Raw genomic sequence first — 15,597 nt, 5'->3', positions numbered from 1 at the left:
ATTATGTACAAGCTGGTTTCGATCCAAGAGCATATCCAATGGCAGGAAATTCTTGATGCCTTGAACATACAGGATATTTACTACACAACCCAATACTTCCTGAGTGCCCTTAAATTGGATCCAGGGGAAGCTTACCTCTTTTATTTTCAATGTGATGACGGGGAAGTGGCATATCCTTTCATTAAAAGAAAAGTGGATGAAGCAAAGCCGCAATGTTTTGATATTGCCACGCCATTCGGCTATGGCGGCCCGGTCTTGAATATCCGTTCCGACAGCGCATCGCTCATAGAAAACTTTAGGAAAGAATTCAGCGATTTCTGTAAAAAGGAACAAATTATCGCTGAATTCATCCGCTTTCATCCTTCCCAGAAAAATGCTGAATTCTTCAAAGGCCATATGCAGTTATTGCCTTTATACAAGACCTACTCAATTGATCTGAAAAAATGGAAAAGCCCCTTCGTGAAGGAAAAGGAACCTTCAACTGAAGTGGATGTCCGAAAGTTAGGGACTGTCCGCCATATGTTCGAATTCCTTGTCCTTTATTATTCAAACGCCCGTAGAAGGGAAGAAGCTGATAGTTATTACTTTTTTACCAACGATTATTTCGAAGCTTTAGTCAGCACACTTGGTCCGAATCTTCATTTATTCGGTGCATATAGAGAAGATAAATTGGTTTCCGCCTGCTATGTGCTGGCGATGGGGAAGACGATGCATTTCCATCTGGAAGGCAATTTGCCAGGAGGGAAAGAGCATCAAGCTGGCCATGAATTATTGGCTAAAGTGGCTGAATGGGGCTTGGATAATTATTATGAAGAGTTTCATTTGGGAGGTAGCCTGGACAGCGAGCTGGGAGATGCGAAACGGGCGCTTGCCAATATGCCAGAATTCACCTTTTTTATCGGCAAATGCATCCATGAGCAACAGCTCTACGATCGATTCATTTCTTTGGATGACGAAGACATTATCCGGCGCTACCGTAATATTTGAACTAAATTCAGCAAATACAGGGAGGTAGAATAAATGAGATATACACAATACAAGGGAGTAGTGGAAAGGGAATATAAAAAGTCGTTGCGCAAAATCATGTATGAATTATGTATTGTAGAAGGGGTAGATTCAATTAATGGGGCACTGCGCCTCGGGGTTGCCAAAACCATCTTTGAATACTGGCGCAATTTTTACAGATATGATGATCATCAACGGCTATTCGACCAAAAAGTACAGGAGCTTGACAAAATGCATTTTCTTTATGTAAATGAAGGGAAGAAGCCGACTGTTACTGAACCGCTGCAGCATACCGGTGAATCGAGTTTGGACGGTTTCAAGGAGCAAGTCGAAAAAATAGCTGCTTATTACCGCCAAGTAAATGCCGAAAGTGAAGGGTTGGCTGTGGAAGCTTCAAATCTGCCGTTGTTTGAGTTTGTCGAAGAATTGCTGCAACGCTACGAGGCTGGCGAGTTGCTTGAAGAAATAATGAAGAATTCACCAAATGCTAAAAAGGGGTAGTTATTAAAGGATGCAGCCATTTACGAAGAAAGCGATCGACGTCATGAAAAGTATACCGCAAGGAAAAATAATGTCATATGGGCAAGTAGCCCGTGCTGCTGGGAGCCCTCGTTCTGCCCGCCAAGTGGCCAGGATTCTTCATAGCATGAGTGAAAAACAGAATATCCCTTGGCATAGAATCGTCAATGCAAAAGGCGAAATCGCTATCAAGGATGGGGAAGGGCGCTATACCCAAAAGCTGCTTTTGGAAGAAGAGGGACTTTGTTTTGAAGAGGATGGAAAAGTATCTTTAAGCCGCTATCAACACTTTCCAAATCTGTGAACATGAAAATGCAAGTTTATCATGAGCCTGAAAAAGGGTATAAACCTGCATCGACAAATTTTTTTGTGCAGAAATGGGGAATTATAGTGGCTACAGAAAACAAACCGGTTATTGGAATTACGGCCCGTGTAGAAGAAGATCAAATGTATTCTTTGGATCCTGTCTACGCAAATGCCATCTTACAAGCAGGCGGATTGCCTTTGATTGTCCCGATCGTGGACGAAGAGGATATTCCGCTTCTTTGCGAGCGATTGGATGGATTGATCGTAACAGGGGGTGGGGACATCAACCCGAATATTTATGGGGAAGAGCCTCATGTCCGTTTGGGCGCCGTTTATCCCGGCAGCGATAAATACGAAGCAGAACTTATTTTGAATTTCCTTAAATTGGATAAACCGTTTATTGGAATGTGCCGCGGCATGCAAATGTTTAACGTGGCCTTCGGTGGAACCGTGTATCAGGATTTAGAAGCTCAATATGAGGGCACGCTTTACCAGCATAAACAAATGGCTATGCGGACACACCGCACGCATTCCGTAAAATTGGAAGAAGACAGCTTGCTATATGAAATCATGAAAGAAAAGGAATTTCATGTGAATTCTTTCCATCACCAAGGTGTAAAAGACGTCGCAAAAGACTTAGAAGTAGCAGCCCGTGCCGCAGATGGCCTTGTGGAAGCGTTGCAGAGCCCAAATCATCAATTTGCGATGGGGATCCAATGGCATCCTGAAGAATTTGCGCTGCAAGGCGATGAAGCGTCACGTAATATCTTCTCGTATTTCGTAAAGGAATGCCTGATTGACAAAAAACAAAATCAATAAGAAAGATGCACGGGCATAACCGGTGGCGCTTCTTATTATCAAAAAAACCCGCTCTCCATTTTTGAGGGCGGGTTAAATTTTGGATGTAGAAAATTATGCTTTTGGATTAACAGACCAAGGTTCAGGAATACGGGCCTTAGCGGCAAATTGATCTTGTACAGACCAAGGTTCAGGAATACGGGCCTTAGCGGCAAATTGATCTTGTACAGACCAAGGTTCAGGAATACGGGCCTTAGCGGCAAATTGATCTTGTACAGACCAAGGTTCAGGAATACGGGCCTTAGCGGCAAATTGATCTTGTACAGACCAAGGCTCAGGAATACGGGCCTTAGCAGCAAATTGATCTTGTACAGACCAAGGTTCAGGAATACGGGCCTTAGCGGCAAATTGATCTTGTACAGACCAAGGTTCAGGAATACGGGCCTTAGCAGCAAATTGATCTTGTACAGACCAAGGCTCAGGAATACGGGCTTTAGCAGCAAATTCTTCAGATGCAGATGTACTATCAGAGTTTGGTAAAGTACTAATAGCAATAGCGAATACAAATAAAACAGCCATACCTTTTTTCATTATTTCCCACTCCTATCTAATATTGAGTACCTCTTTATAAGCATCTCTCGATTTTTCTAATGCTTCAGCAGATTCTTTATAACGTTCCTGCTTAAAGTAGACTTTACCCAAATAGCCTAAATAATATCCCAAATCATGATAACTGTTTGAATTTGTAAAACTAGTAATTAACTTATTTAATATAATTTCCTCAAACTTCTCATCTTCATCATTTAGTAAATAAGTTAAAGATACAAATTCCATATACGCATCCTTAAAAAGATCGTTTGAAGGAGAATCGATTCTAACATTTTTAGCTTCAACTAACCTTTGGCCAACTTTCATTATTTCTTTAGCTTTAGATTTGTTGCCTAGTTCTAGATAGCTCTTAATTAACACACAATGTGCTGAAATATTATCTGCTATATATTCTTCAGGTATATATTTCAAGGAGTTATTCAAATGTGGAATAGCCTCTTCATATTGTTGGTATATAAAGTTGGAATACCCGACATTATATTCGGTGGTAAATTTAAGGATATCAATATCCAATTTACTGCCTATAGTTAAAGCATTTTTATAGTGCTCCATAGACAACTTGTGATTACCAAAGTATTCATGGGTAATCGCAATATTCAAATGGCACTCTACAATTCGTTTGGGAACGAACTCTTGCTGGTAAATTTTTAAAGCCAACTCTGAATATTTGAAAGCTAATTCATGTTCTTCGCAGTGATTGCTTGAGATGCCAATAGAATAGTATAAATCTCCTATTTCAGCGGCAGATATAGACTTTGGAGCAATTTTTTCAGCAATTAAGTATGTTTTCAACGCATTCTCATAATCATTCAAGATGTAATTATAGTTACCATTGTATTTGTGATACAGATAATACTGCTCTTGATCCATGAACTCCTTGAAACGGTCCATCTCTTTGATTTTCTTTTCTGCACTTTCCAAATCGCCTGTAATGATGAAATAGCGGATTTGTTGAATATCGAATTCGAGTTCGACATCTTCGTCTGCGCGCAGGAGAGGATGGTTGCAGATATCTGCATAATGCTCCATGATCTTGCCTTTGTTTTGGGGATGGAGCAATGAATTTTTAAAGTTTTTCACTAGCACCTTGCCGATCGGATTGTCTTTGGCAGCTAGTGGGATTTCGAGTTTTTTGCATAACGCTTCTAAATCTTTAAGTGCGGGTTCTTTTAACCCAGCTTCAATTTTTTTTAAATCTTTTGAAGAGAAAATGCCCGATGCAGTTTCTTCCATGCTGAAACGTTTTTTCAGCCGATGATATTTCAGTCGCATTCCTGTGTCCATGTCCGCTCTCCTTTCCATTTGCATGGGCAGTACTTCAATCATCCATGTAGGAGAGTTTTCCTCCGCTTGGCCAGGCGGCCCTGACAAGCGTATATCCGAGAGATTGTTTAGTACGATAATTACCGCCTCCACATCCACATTTTACTTTATTTACATATATTAAATCTATGATAGCATCAATTTTCAAAATAAACTGCTTTTTTATTTCTATTACTCTTGTTTTGAGAAAAAAGGTAAAAAGTGCCTAACAGCTAAAATAATAGCCAAATCATTACAGTATTTGGACTTACTACTAGTCCTTTTGTTCTATCGAAATAATTTCGTGAAAGTTTAGATAAGGTGCAAAGAAGGGTAAGGAAGAATAATGAGCGTTAAAACCAATTAAACGGGGGTATTATAATGAACTCATCAAATAAAAAAGTGCTTGGGATTGTGTATTCTCAGGAGGACTTAGAGCGTAAAATGACCCAGCTTAATGAGCAAGGCTATTCTTCAAACGAAATCCATGCGGTCGCTGAACATACCGATGGATTGAACGATCGCCAAGTGGAAGTTGAAAAAGCGGGGACCTTTGGAGATAAAATGAAGAGTTTCGTGACAGGAAAAAGCGCAGTCAAGGAATCTATTGATTCACTTGGCCTATCACAAGAAGAGTCGCAGCGGTATACAGAAGATGTCGCTAAAGGCGGAATCTTGCTCTACGTAGAAGACGAAAGAAAAGGGATCATCGATGCGCTGGAAGAATCGGAAGGAGCACCGGAACATGAACCAACTGACGCAGAGCGCCGCCAGTATATCCAGTCTGTCGATAATAACTATGATGAACAGGAAGACCGTTTCGCCCGCGGAGAGACTTTCCTTCAAGATCCGACCTTAGTGAAAGACGAACGCCATGTATCGTTTACGACACAAGAAAAAGCAGAAGTCGAAAAAGCAAGAGGCGGAACGAGCAAAACCGAAGCACAAACCAAGACGGATAAAAAATACAGATGATGTCTCGGTCCCGGTCTATAAAGGACCGGGATTTTTTATTTTATCCGATAAACCGGGCTTTATCAGGCTTAAAGTAGTTATATAGAAGAAACGAAATGTTTTAGCAACGATAAAGTGCGGGTAAACAAATAGCAAGACAAGTTAAAATCAGGAGGTTTTATGAATGGCACAGACAAACCGTCAATTTGAAATTGTTTATACACAGGAAGAAATGGAACGTGCTCTGGAAGACCTTATTTCAAAAGGCTACCGGAATGAAGATATCCATGTGCTCGCAAATGACAAAAATTTAGTGAACGAAGCACACGACCGTTATGGCGTGGATTCCAACAAAGCGAACTCTTTTGGCAACCGTATCAAAACCCTTTTGACTGGGGAAGATAAAGCTCGTGCTAAGCTCGATGAATTCGGTGTCGATCGCGACAAGGCCGACCATTACGAGCGCGAAATTGAACGCGGCGCTGTCCTATTGTATACCGATGGGGCGCCTAATGGGGATGGTGAAAGCGAACATTTCTCTTCCCATTCGGACGATAACCGCCCGATGGACATGGACGCTGGGGAGCGCAATACAGCGTTTGCGCCATTTGGTCGTGATGTTGAACGGGACGGCAGAAGGCATGACGATGAAAAGCTCATCGACAAAGATATCCAAAAGCATGAAGGCCGCCACGATACTGGCGTTGAAGACATCTATACAAGCGATGCGACGCGTGAGCAGACGAATAAATCCCAATTACACAGCAAATCTCAGGATTCCCGTTTAAAAGGCGATGAAATCCATCCGACAACCGATCGTGTCAAACCATCGGAAGCGGAAAAGCCATCCGAAAAGCGTATGGAACATGAACCAAAACTTGGTGATCAAGACGGTGAAAAACAACTGAACCGTGAAGACGGCGTGAACCGCCGGCAAGATGAGCCTTCTCCAGGAGCCGATCCGAATCTCGGGCCAGCGCCGTTCGGCCGTGATTCAGAAGAAGAGCACCTAGCCGAGACGGAGCGCCGTGACGATTTCGAATCAACAAAAAACCCTAAAGACGTTGACGACTTCCATAAAAACGTAGAGAAAAAGACGGGAACGCCACCGACGCCGCGGCTATTTTAAAATTAGAAAAAGGCCAGAGAAATGTAAAATTTCTCTGGCCTTTTGTGTGCATGGAATTATCGTTTATGGTTGGTTCGTGCAATGACGATGCCTACAAGGGTTCCGATGATTGCGGGAACAAGCCAACCAATCCCTTGCTCGTAAAACGGCAGGTAAGAGAAAATCTGCGTGATTGCATTGAACTCAAAACCTGTACTTTTCAATGCATCAAAAACGCTGATAACACCCGTAAGAACAAGGGGAATGATATAAACGTACGATTTTCGATAAAAGGAATGATCGAAAAATGACAGGATAACAAGAACAATTGCGAGCGGATAGATGGCCAATAATACCGGCAATGAAATGGCAATCAATTGAGTTAATCCGACATTGGCAATGATAGTTGAAAATCCGGCGAATACGAATACATAGGCCACATAAGGGAGTTGAGGGAAGATTTTATTGAAAAACTGTGCTGTAGCTGACACAAGCCCGATGGAAGTTGTCAGGCAAGCGAATGTGATGGCAGCAGCCAAAATGATGCCGCCAATTTCGCCATACAGGACGCGTGAAGCGAGCGCAATGACTTCTCCGCCGTTGTCTTGCATGCCAATAGCTTCTACACTGGTTGCCCCGATATAGCTTAAGGATAGGTAGACTAGCGACAAACCGGCTGCCGCAATGAATCCAGCATACGCTGTTGTTTTCAAAATGGTGTTCTTGTCTTCAACGCCTTTTGCGCGGATGGATTGGATGATGACAATCCCGAATACGAGCGCAGCAATTGCGTCCATCGTCAAATAGCCTTGAAGAAAGCTTTCGAAGAACGCTTCTGTATCATAATTTCCGACAGGCGCACCGATTGGCCCCATAGGCGTCAGGAAACTCTTGACAGCCAGGAAGCCAATGACGACGATGAGGATCGGCGTCAGGATTTTACCGATTCGATCAACAAGTTTCGTCGGGTTCAGCGCAAACAGCACAGTAATGACAAAGAAGATGAGGGTGAAAAGGAGTAATGACCAGAAAGATGATGACATTTCAGCGGACAAAAAAGGCGCAGTGCCAATTTCAAAGGCGACAGTGGCGGTTCGGGGAATCCCAAAGAATGGCCCGATAGCCAAATAGACAATCATCGTGAAGACGATGCCAAAGACTGGGTGGACCCGTCCGGCAATCGACTGCAAGTCTCCGCCCGCTTTTGCGATGGCGAGTATGCCTAACAGCGGCAAGCCGACGCCTGTTAATAAAAAGCCCGTGATGGCGGGGAGCAATTGTTCTCCTGCCAATTGTCCGAGATAGGGAGGGAAGATTAAATTTCCAGCGCCAAGAAATAGCGCGAAAAGCATAAGGCCAATAGTTAAGGTTTCAGAATTTGTAAGCGTTTTCTTATTCATGGGAGTTCTCCTTCTACATTAAAGATAGTCGCACAAGGATTTATTATAACTGAATTCACGCAGTTATGAAAATTAAAATTTGGAAATAAAAAAACCCGGCAGTTGCGCCAGGTTTCGTGTACTTATTTATCTTTATTAAAGCCTTCTTTGAACTTGCCGACCGTATCTTGCACATTGCCCTTTGTTTTGTCTGATTTGCCTTCAGCCTGCATGTCAGGGTTATCTGTCGCGTTGCCCACTTGGTCTTTCAATTCGCCTTTGCCTTTGCTGACGGCGCCTTTCAGTTTATCAGAGAATCCTTTTTTATCAGCCATTTGAATGCCTCCCTTTGAAATTTCCTTACTGCATGTGTAGCCTGTTTTTAAATTTGTAAACCTCTGGCAATAATTAAAAAGCTTCCCTATGATTGGGAAGCATCAGTTTATGATTTTAAGGATTGTTCATTGAGTGTTTTTTTTTGCTTTTTCCTGTACGGAAATGCACAAATCCTGCTCTGCCAACCGTTTTAAGGTCGTCAATGGCGTGGCTGCATTTGCGGCGACACCTTTGCGGACTTCGGGATGCTGATCGAGCGACAAGTCAACAAGAAGCCCTTCGCAATTAATGGAGTGTGCGAGCTCTGCCCGTTTTGGGTAATCCATTTTCAATACAGCTGCTTCATCGTAAGGAGACCATTCTTTCTTCGATGCATAAAATAGAAGATTGCTGTCCATATCTGCACTCCCGCTCAAATTAGTATGATATTCGTGATCCATGGGTTTATTATAGCATATAATGGATATAATACTATAAAAGTGCCTGTTAATTCTGAAAATTATCAAAAAAAGTTATTTACCGGTCTAAAAGTAACGGCTTAGTGATTTGTTTGAATGAAATAGGGGAAGCTGGAAACTTTTCTTTCGTGAAGATCGTCTATAATTAAAGGAAAGATAAAGAATAGCAGTAGGTATCACTTTCTTTTTTTATCGTCCATGCTATAATAACGATGGATATGTATGCAAAATGAGAGTTTTTTAAGGAGGAAGGACATGCTATACCTGACGCTGGTTGTGGCATTTATCGCTTCGATTCTCCTGACACCCCTTGTGAAAAGATTGGCATTTCGCATCGGGGCAGTGGATCGTCCCAATTACCGTAAAGTACATGCAAGGATTATGCCGCGTTTGGGCGGATTAGCCATATTTGGGTCATTTTTGATTGCTTACCTTTTCCTTCAACCGAAGGATCCGGTTTCAGCTGCATTCGAGTCATCGTTGATCCCGATTGAAACAGCAATTATTATCGGCGCGTTTTTAATTATCGTGACGGGCGTCTTGGATGATATGCTCGAAATTACAGCGAAAGCCAAAATGCTTGGCCAATTGGCTGCAGCCGGTGTCGTGGTTATTGGCGGCGGGCTCGAAATATCATTCATTAACTTGCCGTTCGGCGGCGTCTTGGATTTTGGCTACTTCAGCATTCCGCTGACAATCATTTGGATTGTGGGGATCACCAACGCCATCAACTTGATTGACGGGCTTGATGGTTTGGCTGCAGGGGTTTCCACGGTTGCGTTATTGACGTTAACAGCAATGGCATTCATCATGGGTGACATTTTCGTTATGTCGACAGCCGCCATTCTTGCCGCCAGTTCCATCGGTTTCCTGTTCTACAATTTCCACCCGGCGAAGATTTTCATGGGGGATACAGGAGCGTTGTTCCTTGGCTTCATGATTTCCGTACTCGCATTGATGGGGTTCAAAAACGTGACAGTCGTTGCCTTGATCATTCCGATCATCATGCTCGGCGTCCCAATTTCAGATACCTTCTTTGCCATCGTGCGCCGCGTGCGTGAAAAGAAATCCATTTCAGAAGCAGACAAATCGCATTTGCATCATTGCTTGTTGAACATCGGGTTTTCACATAGCCAGACCGTGCTGATCATCTATGGCATCTCCGCATTATTCGGACTTGCTGCTTTGCTATTCTCCCAAGCGACTTTATGGGGAGGCATCCTGCTGATCGGTGTTATGCTTCTGGCAATCGAATTGTTTGTGGAAGTGGTCGGGCTGGCAGGAAAGAATTACCGCCCATTGATCAATATAGTGAGAATGATAGGGAAGTAAAAAGCGGCTGCGGCCGCTTTTTTATTTGGGGCAAAATCGGTAAGTACATAAAAAAACTGGCAACCGATAGCGGTTGCCAGTTTTTTATTCTTCTTCCTGATCTGATCCGGCAGCTGGAAAAGCCTGTTCAGTAAGATCATCTTCGTTTAATGAAAGATTGGAAGTATCCGGTTTTAAGCCAAGGTGGCTTTGGAGAATATCTTTTAATTCCTCAAGCGATTCTTCATCCGGCATGTAGTAGTAAATGCCTGTCGACATATCATCGTATCCTTGGACACTCATCGTATCTACATCCGGTTTGCCATTTTTCGCATATTCGAAGAATGCCTGCATATCGCGGAAACTCAAATTGGTTTTCATATTGTCTCCGACAGCTTCGATGACATTGCCGTATTTACTGATTGATCCTGCCGATAGGGCTTTATCCATGATGGATTCGAGAATCATCTGTTGGCGCTTGCCGCGTTCGATGTCGTTATCGTAATACCGCGTTCTGGCCAAGGCTAATGCTTCACTGCCGTTGAGCTGCTGGATTCCTTCTTCGAGTTCGATGGCGTTATGGGAGTCTGTTTCGTCTTTTTCTTTCAAGTCATAAGGGACTTCTGCTGTGATTCCGCCAAGCGCATCCACGACATCGACGAAAGCATCAAAGTTCATCGTCATGTAATAATCCACTGGCACATCAAGCAGGCCTTCGACGCTTTCAATCGTCGAGCGTGGGCCGTTCAGTGCATAAGCGTGTGTGATTTTGTCTTCATAGCCGGAGTCCGGAATGAAGGTATACGTATCACGCGGGATGCTGACGAGCTTCACTGATTTATCTTCATTATTCAATGTTGCCAACACCAATGCATCTGAACGAATGTTATCGCTGCTTTGGTCCCGTGCGGCGCTATCGTCAATTCCGATGAACAAAATCGAGATATTATCATTCAAAGGTTCGACTTGTTCTTCGCGGAGATCTGATTTGTCGCGTCCATCTGCCGATTCGTAGGCATTGTTTGCGGCAAACTCAGCTTTTTTCACCAGCCAAATTCCAAATGCGGATAAACTGATCAACAGGGAGACGGCCAGGATGGCAGAGATTTTAATGATTTTCCGCCGGCGGCTGGACTTGGCCTCCCGCTGCACTTTTCTACTCATTATAGTTGCTCCTCTAAAGGGGGATTATGTGCGGCTTTGGTAGTAGCCAAACACATGGATAGGGCTGATCACTATTCTTAAGGACATAGTGAATTTACGAATTTTCATTTTTTTGTGCTGTGGATATTATACAGTGATTTTTTCCATGCGTAAATGAAAAGAAACTAAGCGTGGGGAAATTCGAGGAATTCTGTGTGCGCTGACTCGATTTCAGCTTGTCCATTCGTCAGTTCATTGATCCAGTCAATAAACTGTTGTTCTTTTTCGACTGGCACATGGATGGATAGCACCACGGCATCGGAATAGTCAATACCTGCCAATGGATAATCCGACTGCCGGATTTCATTTTCAATCTTGCCGAGCCATGTATAATCGATGGATACTTTCATCAAATAATGCAGACGGCGTTCTACTACGCCGGAAGCTGCAACCGCTTCTGATGCTGATTTTCCATAAGCGCGGATCAGGCCGCCGCCTCCCAGTTTAATGCCGCCATAATAGCGCGTCACTACTAGCACAGTATCTTTCAATCCCTGTTTCTTGAGTACTTCCAGCATAGGAACGCCTGCTGTCCCGCTCGGTTCCCCGTCATCATTTGCTTTTTGGATGGAGTCGTGTTCACCGATGATATAAGCTGAACAATTATGGGTAGCCTGGCGGTGTTTGGATTTTATGGAATCGATGAAAGCGATCGCTTCAGCCTCTGTTTCAGCCCGTGCTGCATGGCCGATGAAACGGGACTTGTTTATGAGTATTTCTGCATTGGCAGAAGAACCTACTGTTATGTAATTTTCTCGCATTTTTACTCCCCCTGTTGTAAAATGAAATCAGATAATTTGTAATGTATTCTTAATATGCTGTTGCGTATATAGTGATATACTTGTTAAAGCCCGTAAGGCGAAAGAAGCAAAGAGACGGATGGTTACAGTAAGTATAGCTAAGGCGGTTTTAGAATGGCAAAGAAAAACGATGGAACTTCATTAGATTCCATTTTTGACGAGCTGGTCGCAAAGATGGACCAGTCGAAACAGGATATTTTCGCCATTAGCGAAGAAAGTCGCCGCAGCTATGAAGAGATGAAGGACGAATTGGAGAATGTCAGGGCGAACATCAGCCGCATCATTGTGGAAGGTGACGCGCTTGAAGAGCGGACCCGCTCGGCACGCCGGCGACTCGCAGAACTATCGGGTTCTTTCGAATCTTTCACTGAAAGCCAGGTTCGCGAAGCTTTTGAATTGGCCAACGAACTGCAAGTGCAATTATCCTTGAACCGCGCCGAGGAAAAAAAGTTTCGGCAAAAGCGGGACCGCCTGCAGCGCAAGCTCCAGAAGTTACTTCAGACGATCGAACGTGCAGAGCGGCTAGTCAATCAAATCAATGTGGCCACCAATTATTTATCGTCGGATTTGGAAGATTTCGGGGACGCGGTCAACAAGTCGAAGAGCAAGCAGGATTACAGCTTAAGGATTATCGAAGCTCAGGAAGAAGAGCGTAAAAGGCTGTCGCGTGAAATCCACGACGGCCCAGCCCAGATGATGGCGAACGTCCTGCTGCGCTCGGATTTGATTGAAAAAACCTACCGCGAAAAAGGTGCGGATAAGGCCTTCAAGGAAATTTCTTCGTTAAAGGATATGGTGAGGCAAGCGCTCACGGAAGTCAGGCGCATCATTTATGACTTGCGTCCGATGGCGCTGGACGATCTCGGGCTGGTCCCGACTTTGAAAAAATATCTGGAGACGATTGAAGAATACAATCGCGGCGTCCGGCTGTTTTTCCTTTCCAATGGAAACGAGGTCCGGCTACCGAATAATTTTGAAACATCCATTTTCCGGCTTGTGCAAGAAGCGGTCTCAAATGCGATTCGCCACGGCAAATCGACTGATATCGAAGTCAAGATGGAGTGGCTCGCCGAACAGGTGTCCATTATTATCAAAGACAATGGATCCGGGTTTGACCAGGAAATTGTCAAAGACCAGTCATTCGGTTTGACCGGCATGAGAGAGCGGATTGAATTGATCGGCGGGGAATTTTTCATCAATTCCACGCTCGGCGAAGGAACGGTATTAATGTTTCATATCCCGCTGAAGGCGGGTATGTAAGATATGGTATTTTGAGGAGGACGACATAATGACAAAAATTATTATTATTGATGACCACCAATTGTTCCGGGAAGGCGTTAAGCGCATCCTGGACTTTGAAGAATCGTTTGAAGTGGTCGCAGAAGGCGGCGACGGCGAGGAAGTCATTAAGCTATACGAAGAGCATCAGCCGGATGTTGTGTTGATGGATATCAACATGCCGCAAAAAAACGGCGTCGAAGCAACGGGTGAATTGATTGAAAGATTCCCTGATGCTAAAGTCATTATGCTGTCCATTCACGATGATGAATCGTATGTGACGCATGCCCTTAAAACAGGCGCACTCGGCTATATGCTGAAAGAAATGGACGCAGACGCCATCATCCAAGCGATTAAAGTGGTCGCAAAAGGCGGTTCTTACCTGCATCCGAAAGTGACGCGTAATTTGGTGATGGAATTCCGCCGTTTGAGCGAACGTGAAAATAAAGGTTCTTTCCATCAAACAGAAATCCGCCGTCCTTACCATTTATTGACAAAGCGCGAAAGCGAAGTTTTACAGCTATTGACGGACGGACAGAGCAACCGCGTTATCGGTGAAACTTTGTTCATCTCTGAAAAAACAGTGAAAAACCACGTATCGAGCATACTGCAAAAAATGCAGGTCAATGACCGTACTCAGGCAGTCGTCACAGCCATTAAAAACGGCTGGGTGGAAGTGCGTTAAAAAGCATCGAGCGGCAGCGGTTCAACCGATGCCCAAAATATGAAAAAGCGCCGGAAGTTTTTCTTCCGGCGCTTTTTTACATACGTCCGATGCAAAATTGATAAATCGATGCAGTGACTAGGCAATCCCCGAGCGCATCGTGGGCATTGTGCTCGAGCTCGAGATAGGCCGACAAAGTCGTCAGTTTGTGGTTCGGCGTTTCAGTGATGAATTTGCGTGCCAGCCTGACTGTGTCGATAACTTGGTAAGGCGGCACCGGCGTGATGTGCTCAAGCGCGTAAAGAAATCCCATATCGAATGGTGCATTATGGGCGACAATCGGCAAATCGCCAATAAATTCGATCAATTGCGGAGCGATTTCCTCGATGACCGGTGCTTCCTGGACATCGCCATTGCGGATGCCTGTAATACGGGTGATTGTGCTGGAAATTGGCCGTTCTGGATTGATCAGCAGATACATCGTGTCTTGTTGTTGATGCCCGATGTATTTAACGGCACCGATTTGAATGATCTTATCTTCGCCTGCACGCAAACCGGTCGTTTCAAAATCCAACACAATATAGTCATCTGCCGGTGCCATCGTCAAATTGTATTTTTTCGCCCGTGCAGGGGTTCTTCTTTTTGGGTATGTGCGTGTGTCTTGCATCTTTTGGTTGAGCAAACGCTCTGCTTCCCATTTTTCCAAATGATCGCCTCCTTTGGCTTTTCTTCCATTGTACATGACAGTGGAACGAATTGTCCTGTCGCATATTGACACCGTTTCTTCATTGTATTCCGGGAAGAGCTATGGCAAAATGAGCGCAGGAGGAATGCATCATGAAAAAATGGATAATGGCAACGGGGCTCATGTTGGCGCTCGCAGGCTGTTCAGGCGAAGAAGATGCTTCGGTCAACGGCAATACTGCGGAAGACGGCAATGCGGCAAGTGAAAATAATGCGGTGGAACACGGTATCACTGACCAAGAAGTTGGGTTTACATTGGACGATGAAGGAGACATCATCGCTGCGGATGTTCCGGAAGCTGAAAAGCAGGAACTCCTTAGCGCATATGAGGAATACATCGCGGCTTTTAATGCTGAAGACATGGATCGATATATGGCGACCATCGCTGAAAACCCGGATGGCTTTGACCGCGAAGAAGATCAACAGGCATTGAGCGAAGCCTTTGAAAATTACGATACGACGTATACGACAAGCGATGAGACAATCGTCAAATACGAAGAGGACCGGGCGGAAGTTTTTGCCACGATCGATGTAGAAATGAATGAAGCCGGAACGGAGCAAGGAATGCAGCAATCCGGGCGCCAAGTGGTCGTTTTCAAGAAAGAGCAGGATGACTGGAAAGTGACGAGCCTGCACTTCATCGGAAATCAATAATGGAAAACTGTACGAAGGGCTTTTCCTGGCAGGCAAATCGATGCTTGTACCCGGAAAAGCTTTTTTTATTCGCGCCAGTTTAAAATCATGACGGAAATAGATCCGTTAATAGACCAGATTTTCTGTCTATCGGCAGATAAGTTTTGGTAAGATAGCAGTGGAGGCTGAT

18 protein-coding genes are annotated in these 15,597 nt (G+C 44.2%); 10 read left to right on the top strand and 8 right to left on the bottom strand.

Annotated features, from left to right (window positions below):
* The first annotated feature begins 3 nt into the window (after window positions 1-3).
* The 4 genes from G3255_RS11970 (at window position 4) to G3255_RS11955 (ending at window position 2,649) form a co-directional block, all read left to right on the top strand.
* Entirely contained in the window at window positions 4-987 is a 984-nt protein-coding gene (locus G3255_RS11970; RefSeq protein ID WP_211654662.1) for a GNAT family N-acetyltransferase, read from the top strand.
* Between the two features lie 33 nt (window positions 988-1,020).
* Entirely contained in the window at window positions 1,021-1,506 is a 486-nt protein-coding gene (locus G3255_RS11965; RefSeq protein ID WP_211654661.1) for a hypothetical protein, read from the top strand.
* A 10-nt stretch (window positions 1,507-1,516) separates the two neighbouring features.
* The gene (locus G3255_RS11960) at window positions 1,517-1,828 is read left to right on the top strand and encodes an MGMT family protein (RefSeq protein WP_211654660.1); all 312 of its coding nucleotides are present in this window, start codon (window positions 1,517-1,519) and stop codon (window positions 1,826-1,828) included.
* 86 nt (window positions 1,829-1,914) lie between these two features.
* Window positions 1,915-2,649 carry a gamma-glutamyl-gamma-aminobutyrate hydrolase family protein gene (locus tag G3255_RS11955; RefSeq protein ID WP_211654659.1) on the top strand — a complete coding sequence of 245 codons (735 nt, stop codon included), beginning with the start codon at window positions 1,915-1,917 and terminating at the stop codon, window positions 2,647-2,649.
* 93 nt (window positions 2,650-2,742) lie between these two features.
* Here G3255_RS11955 and G3255_RS11950 read toward each other — a convergent pair whose 3' ends face one another.
* Window positions 2,743-3,219, bottom strand: a complete 477-nt coding sequence (locus G3255_RS11950) for a hypothetical protein (RefSeq protein ID WP_211654658.1) — start codon at window positions 3,217-3,219, stop codon at window positions 2,743-2,745.
* 12 nt (window positions 3,220-3,231) lie between these two features.
* Window positions 3,232-4,521 carry a tetratricopeptide repeat protein gene (locus G3255_RS11945; RefSeq protein ID WP_211654657.1) on the bottom strand — a complete coding sequence of 430 codons (1,290 nt, stop codon included), beginning with the start codon at window positions 4,519-4,521 and terminating at the stop codon, window positions 3,232-3,234.
* A gap of 399 nt (window positions 4,522-4,920) precedes the next feature.
* Between G3255_RS11945 and G3255_RS11940 the strand changes: the two genes are divergently transcribed.
* Together G3255_RS11940 and G3255_RS11935 are read left to right on the top strand one after the other, a co-directional pair.
* The gene (locus tag G3255_RS11940; RefSeq protein WP_283092919.1) at window positions 4,921-5,514 is read left to right on the top strand and encodes a general stress protein; all 594 of its coding nucleotides are present in this window, start codon (window positions 4,921-4,923) and stop codon (window positions 5,512-5,514) included.
* Between the two features lie 163 nt (window positions 5,515-5,677).
* The gene (locus tag G3255_RS11935; protein ID WP_211654655.1) at window positions 5,678-6,622 is read left to right on the top strand and encodes a YflT domain-containing protein; all 945 of its coding nucleotides are present in this window, start codon (window positions 5,678-5,680) and stop codon (window positions 6,620-6,622) included.
* Window positions 6,623-6,678: 56 nt separating this feature from the next.
* On the opposite strand, the gene brnQ is transcribed toward G3255_RS11935, so the two are convergent.
* The 3 genes from brnQ to G3255_RS11920 form a co-directional block, all read right to left on the bottom strand.
* Window positions 6,679-8,001 carry a branched-chain amino acid transport system II carrier protein gene (gene brnQ / locus G3255_RS11930; RefSeq protein ID WP_211654654.1) on the bottom strand — a complete coding sequence of 441 codons (1,323 nt, stop codon included), beginning with the start codon at window positions 7,999-8,001 and terminating at the stop codon, window positions 6,679-6,681.
* Window positions 8,002-8,123: 122 nt separating this feature from the next.
* Complete coding sequence (locus tag G3255_RS11925) at window positions 8,124-8,315, bottom strand: CsbD family protein (RefSeq protein WP_211654653.1); 192 nt, start codon at window positions 8,313-8,315, stop codon at window positions 8,124-8,126.
* 126 nt (window positions 8,316-8,441) lie between these two features.
* Window positions 8,442-8,714 (bottom strand): hypothetical protein, encoded by a 273-nt coding sequence (locus tag G3255_RS11920; RefSeq protein ID WP_211654652.1) that lies wholly within the window; start codon window positions 8,712-8,714, stop codon window positions 8,442-8,444.
* A 315-nt stretch (window positions 8,715-9,029) separates the two neighbouring features.
* On the opposite strand from G3255_RS11920, the gene G3255_RS11915 reads away from it, so the two are divergent.
* On the top strand, window positions 9,030-10,106 hold the full coding sequence (locus G3255_RS11915) for a glycosyltransferase family 4 protein (RefSeq protein ID WP_211654651.1): 1,077 nt from the start codon (window positions 9,030-9,032) through the stop codon (window positions 10,104-10,106).
* Window positions 10,107-10,190: 84 nt separating this feature from the next.
* On the opposite strand, the gene G3255_RS11910 is transcribed toward G3255_RS11915, so the two are convergent.
* Both G3255_RS11910 and G3255_RS11905 read right to left on the bottom strand, forming a co-directional pair.
* A complete protein-coding gene (locus G3255_RS11910; RefSeq protein ID WP_211654650.1) occupies window positions 10,191-11,249 on the bottom strand; it encodes an LCP family protein in 1,059 nt (352 codons plus the stop codon).
* Between the two features lie 164 nt (window positions 11,250-11,413).
* Window positions 11,414-12,049: a YigZ family protein gene (locus G3255_RS11905; protein ID WP_211654649.1), complete on the bottom strand. Its 636-nt coding sequence runs from the start codon at window positions 12,047-12,049 to the stop codon at window positions 11,414-11,416.
* 153 nt (window positions 12,050-12,202) lie between these two features.
* Between G3255_RS11905 and G3255_RS11900 the strand changes: the two genes are divergently transcribed.
* Window positions 12,203-13,348: a sensor histidine kinase gene (locus tag G3255_RS11900; protein ID WP_211654648.1), complete on the top strand. Its 1,146-nt coding sequence runs from the start codon at window positions 12,203-12,205 to the stop codon at window positions 13,346-13,348.
* A gap of 28 nt (window positions 13,349-13,376) precedes the next feature.
* A complete protein-coding gene (locus G3255_RS11895) occupies window positions 13,377-14,051 on the top strand; it encodes a response regulator transcription factor (RefSeq protein ID WP_058383351.1) in 675 nt (224 codons plus the stop codon).
* A gap of 76 nt (window positions 14,052-14,127) precedes the next feature.
* Here the strand turns inward: G3255_RS11895 and G3255_RS11890 are convergent, their stop codons facing one another.
* On the bottom strand, window positions 14,128-14,736 hold the full coding sequence (locus G3255_RS11890) for a 3'-5' exonuclease (protein WP_211654647.1): 609 nt from the start codon (window positions 14,734-14,736) through the stop codon (window positions 14,128-14,130).
* Between the two features lie 131 nt (window positions 14,737-14,867).
* On the opposite strand from G3255_RS11890, the gene G3255_RS11885 reads away from it, so the two are divergent.
* Window positions 14,868-15,428: a DUF4440 domain-containing protein gene (locus G3255_RS11885; RefSeq protein ID WP_211654646.1), complete on the top strand. Its 561-nt coding sequence runs from the start codon at window positions 14,868-14,870 to the stop codon at window positions 15,426-15,428.
* Window positions 15,429-15,597 lie beyond the last annotated feature (169 nt).

Origin of the sequence: Planococcus sp. MSAK28401 (genome assembly GCF_018283455.1) — a bacterium.
Classification (GTDB): Bacteria; Bacillota; Bacilli; order Bacillales_A; family Planococcaceae; genus Planococcus; species Planococcus alpniumensis.
This window is presented reverse-complemented; position numbering and strand designations above follow the sequence as displayed.

Excerpts from the sequence above, each read along its gene's own strand:
- G3255_RS11970 (WP_211654662.1), top strand. The coding sequence starts at position 4 with ATGTACAAGCTGGTTTCGATCCAAGAGCATATCCAATGGCAGGAAATT.
- G3255_RS11965 (WP_211654661.1), top strand. The coding sequence starts at position 1,021 with ATGAGATATACACAATACAAGGGAGTAGTGGAAAGGGAATATAAAAAG.
- G3255_RS11960 (WP_211654660.1), top strand. The coding sequence starts at position 1,517 with ATGCAGCCATTTACGAAGAAAGCGATCGACGTCATGAAAAGTATACCG.
- G3255_RS11950 (WP_211654658.1), bottom strand. The coding sequence starts at position 3,219 with ATGAAAAAAGGTATGGCTGTTTTATTTGTATTCGCTATTGCTATTAGT.
- G3255_RS11945 (WP_211654657.1), bottom strand. The coding sequence starts at position 4,521 with ATGGACACAGGAATGCGACTGAAATATCATCGGCTGAAAAAACGTTTC.
- G3255_RS11940 (WP_283092919.1), top strand. The coding sequence starts at position 4,921 with ATGAACTCATCAAATAAAAAAGTGCTTGGGATTGTGTATTCTCAGGAG.
- G3255_RS11935 (WP_211654655.1), top strand. The coding sequence starts at position 5,678 with ATGGCACAGACAAACCGTCAATTTGAAATTGTTTATACACAGGAAGAA.
- brnQ (WP_211654654.1), bottom strand. The coding sequence starts at position 8,001 with ATGAATAAGAAAACGCTTACAAATTCTGAAACCTTAACTATTGGCCTT.
- G3255_RS11925 (WP_211654653.1), bottom strand. The coding sequence starts at position 8,315 with ATGGCTGATAAAAAAGGATTCTCTGATAAACTGAAAGGCGCCGTCAGC.
- G3255_RS11920 (WP_211654652.1), bottom strand. The coding sequence starts at position 8,714 with ATGGACAGCAATCTTCTATTTTATGCATCGAAGAAAGAATGGTCTCCT.
- G3255_RS11915 (WP_211654651.1), top strand. The coding sequence starts at position 9,030 with ATGCTATACCTGACGCTGGTTGTGGCATTTATCGCTTCGATTCTCCTG.
- G3255_RS11910 (WP_211654650.1), bottom strand. The coding sequence starts at position 11,249 with ATGAGTAGAAAAGTGCAGCGGGAGGCCAAGTCCAGCCGCCGGCGGAAA.
- G3255_RS11905 (WP_211654649.1), bottom strand. The coding sequence starts at position 12,049 with ATGCGAGAAAATTACATAACAGTAGGTTCTTCTGCCAATGCAGAAATA.
- G3255_RS11900 (WP_211654648.1), top strand. The coding sequence starts at position 12,203 with ATGGCAAAGAAAAACGATGGAACTTCATTAGATTCCATTTTTGACGAG.
- G3255_RS11895 (WP_058383351.1), top strand. The coding sequence starts at position 13,377 with ATGACAAAAATTATTATTATTGATGACCACCAATTGTTCCGGGAAGGC.
- G3255_RS11885 (WP_211654646.1), top strand. The coding sequence starts at position 14,868 with ATGAAAAAATGGATAATGGCAACGGGGCTCATGTTGGCGCTCGCAGGC.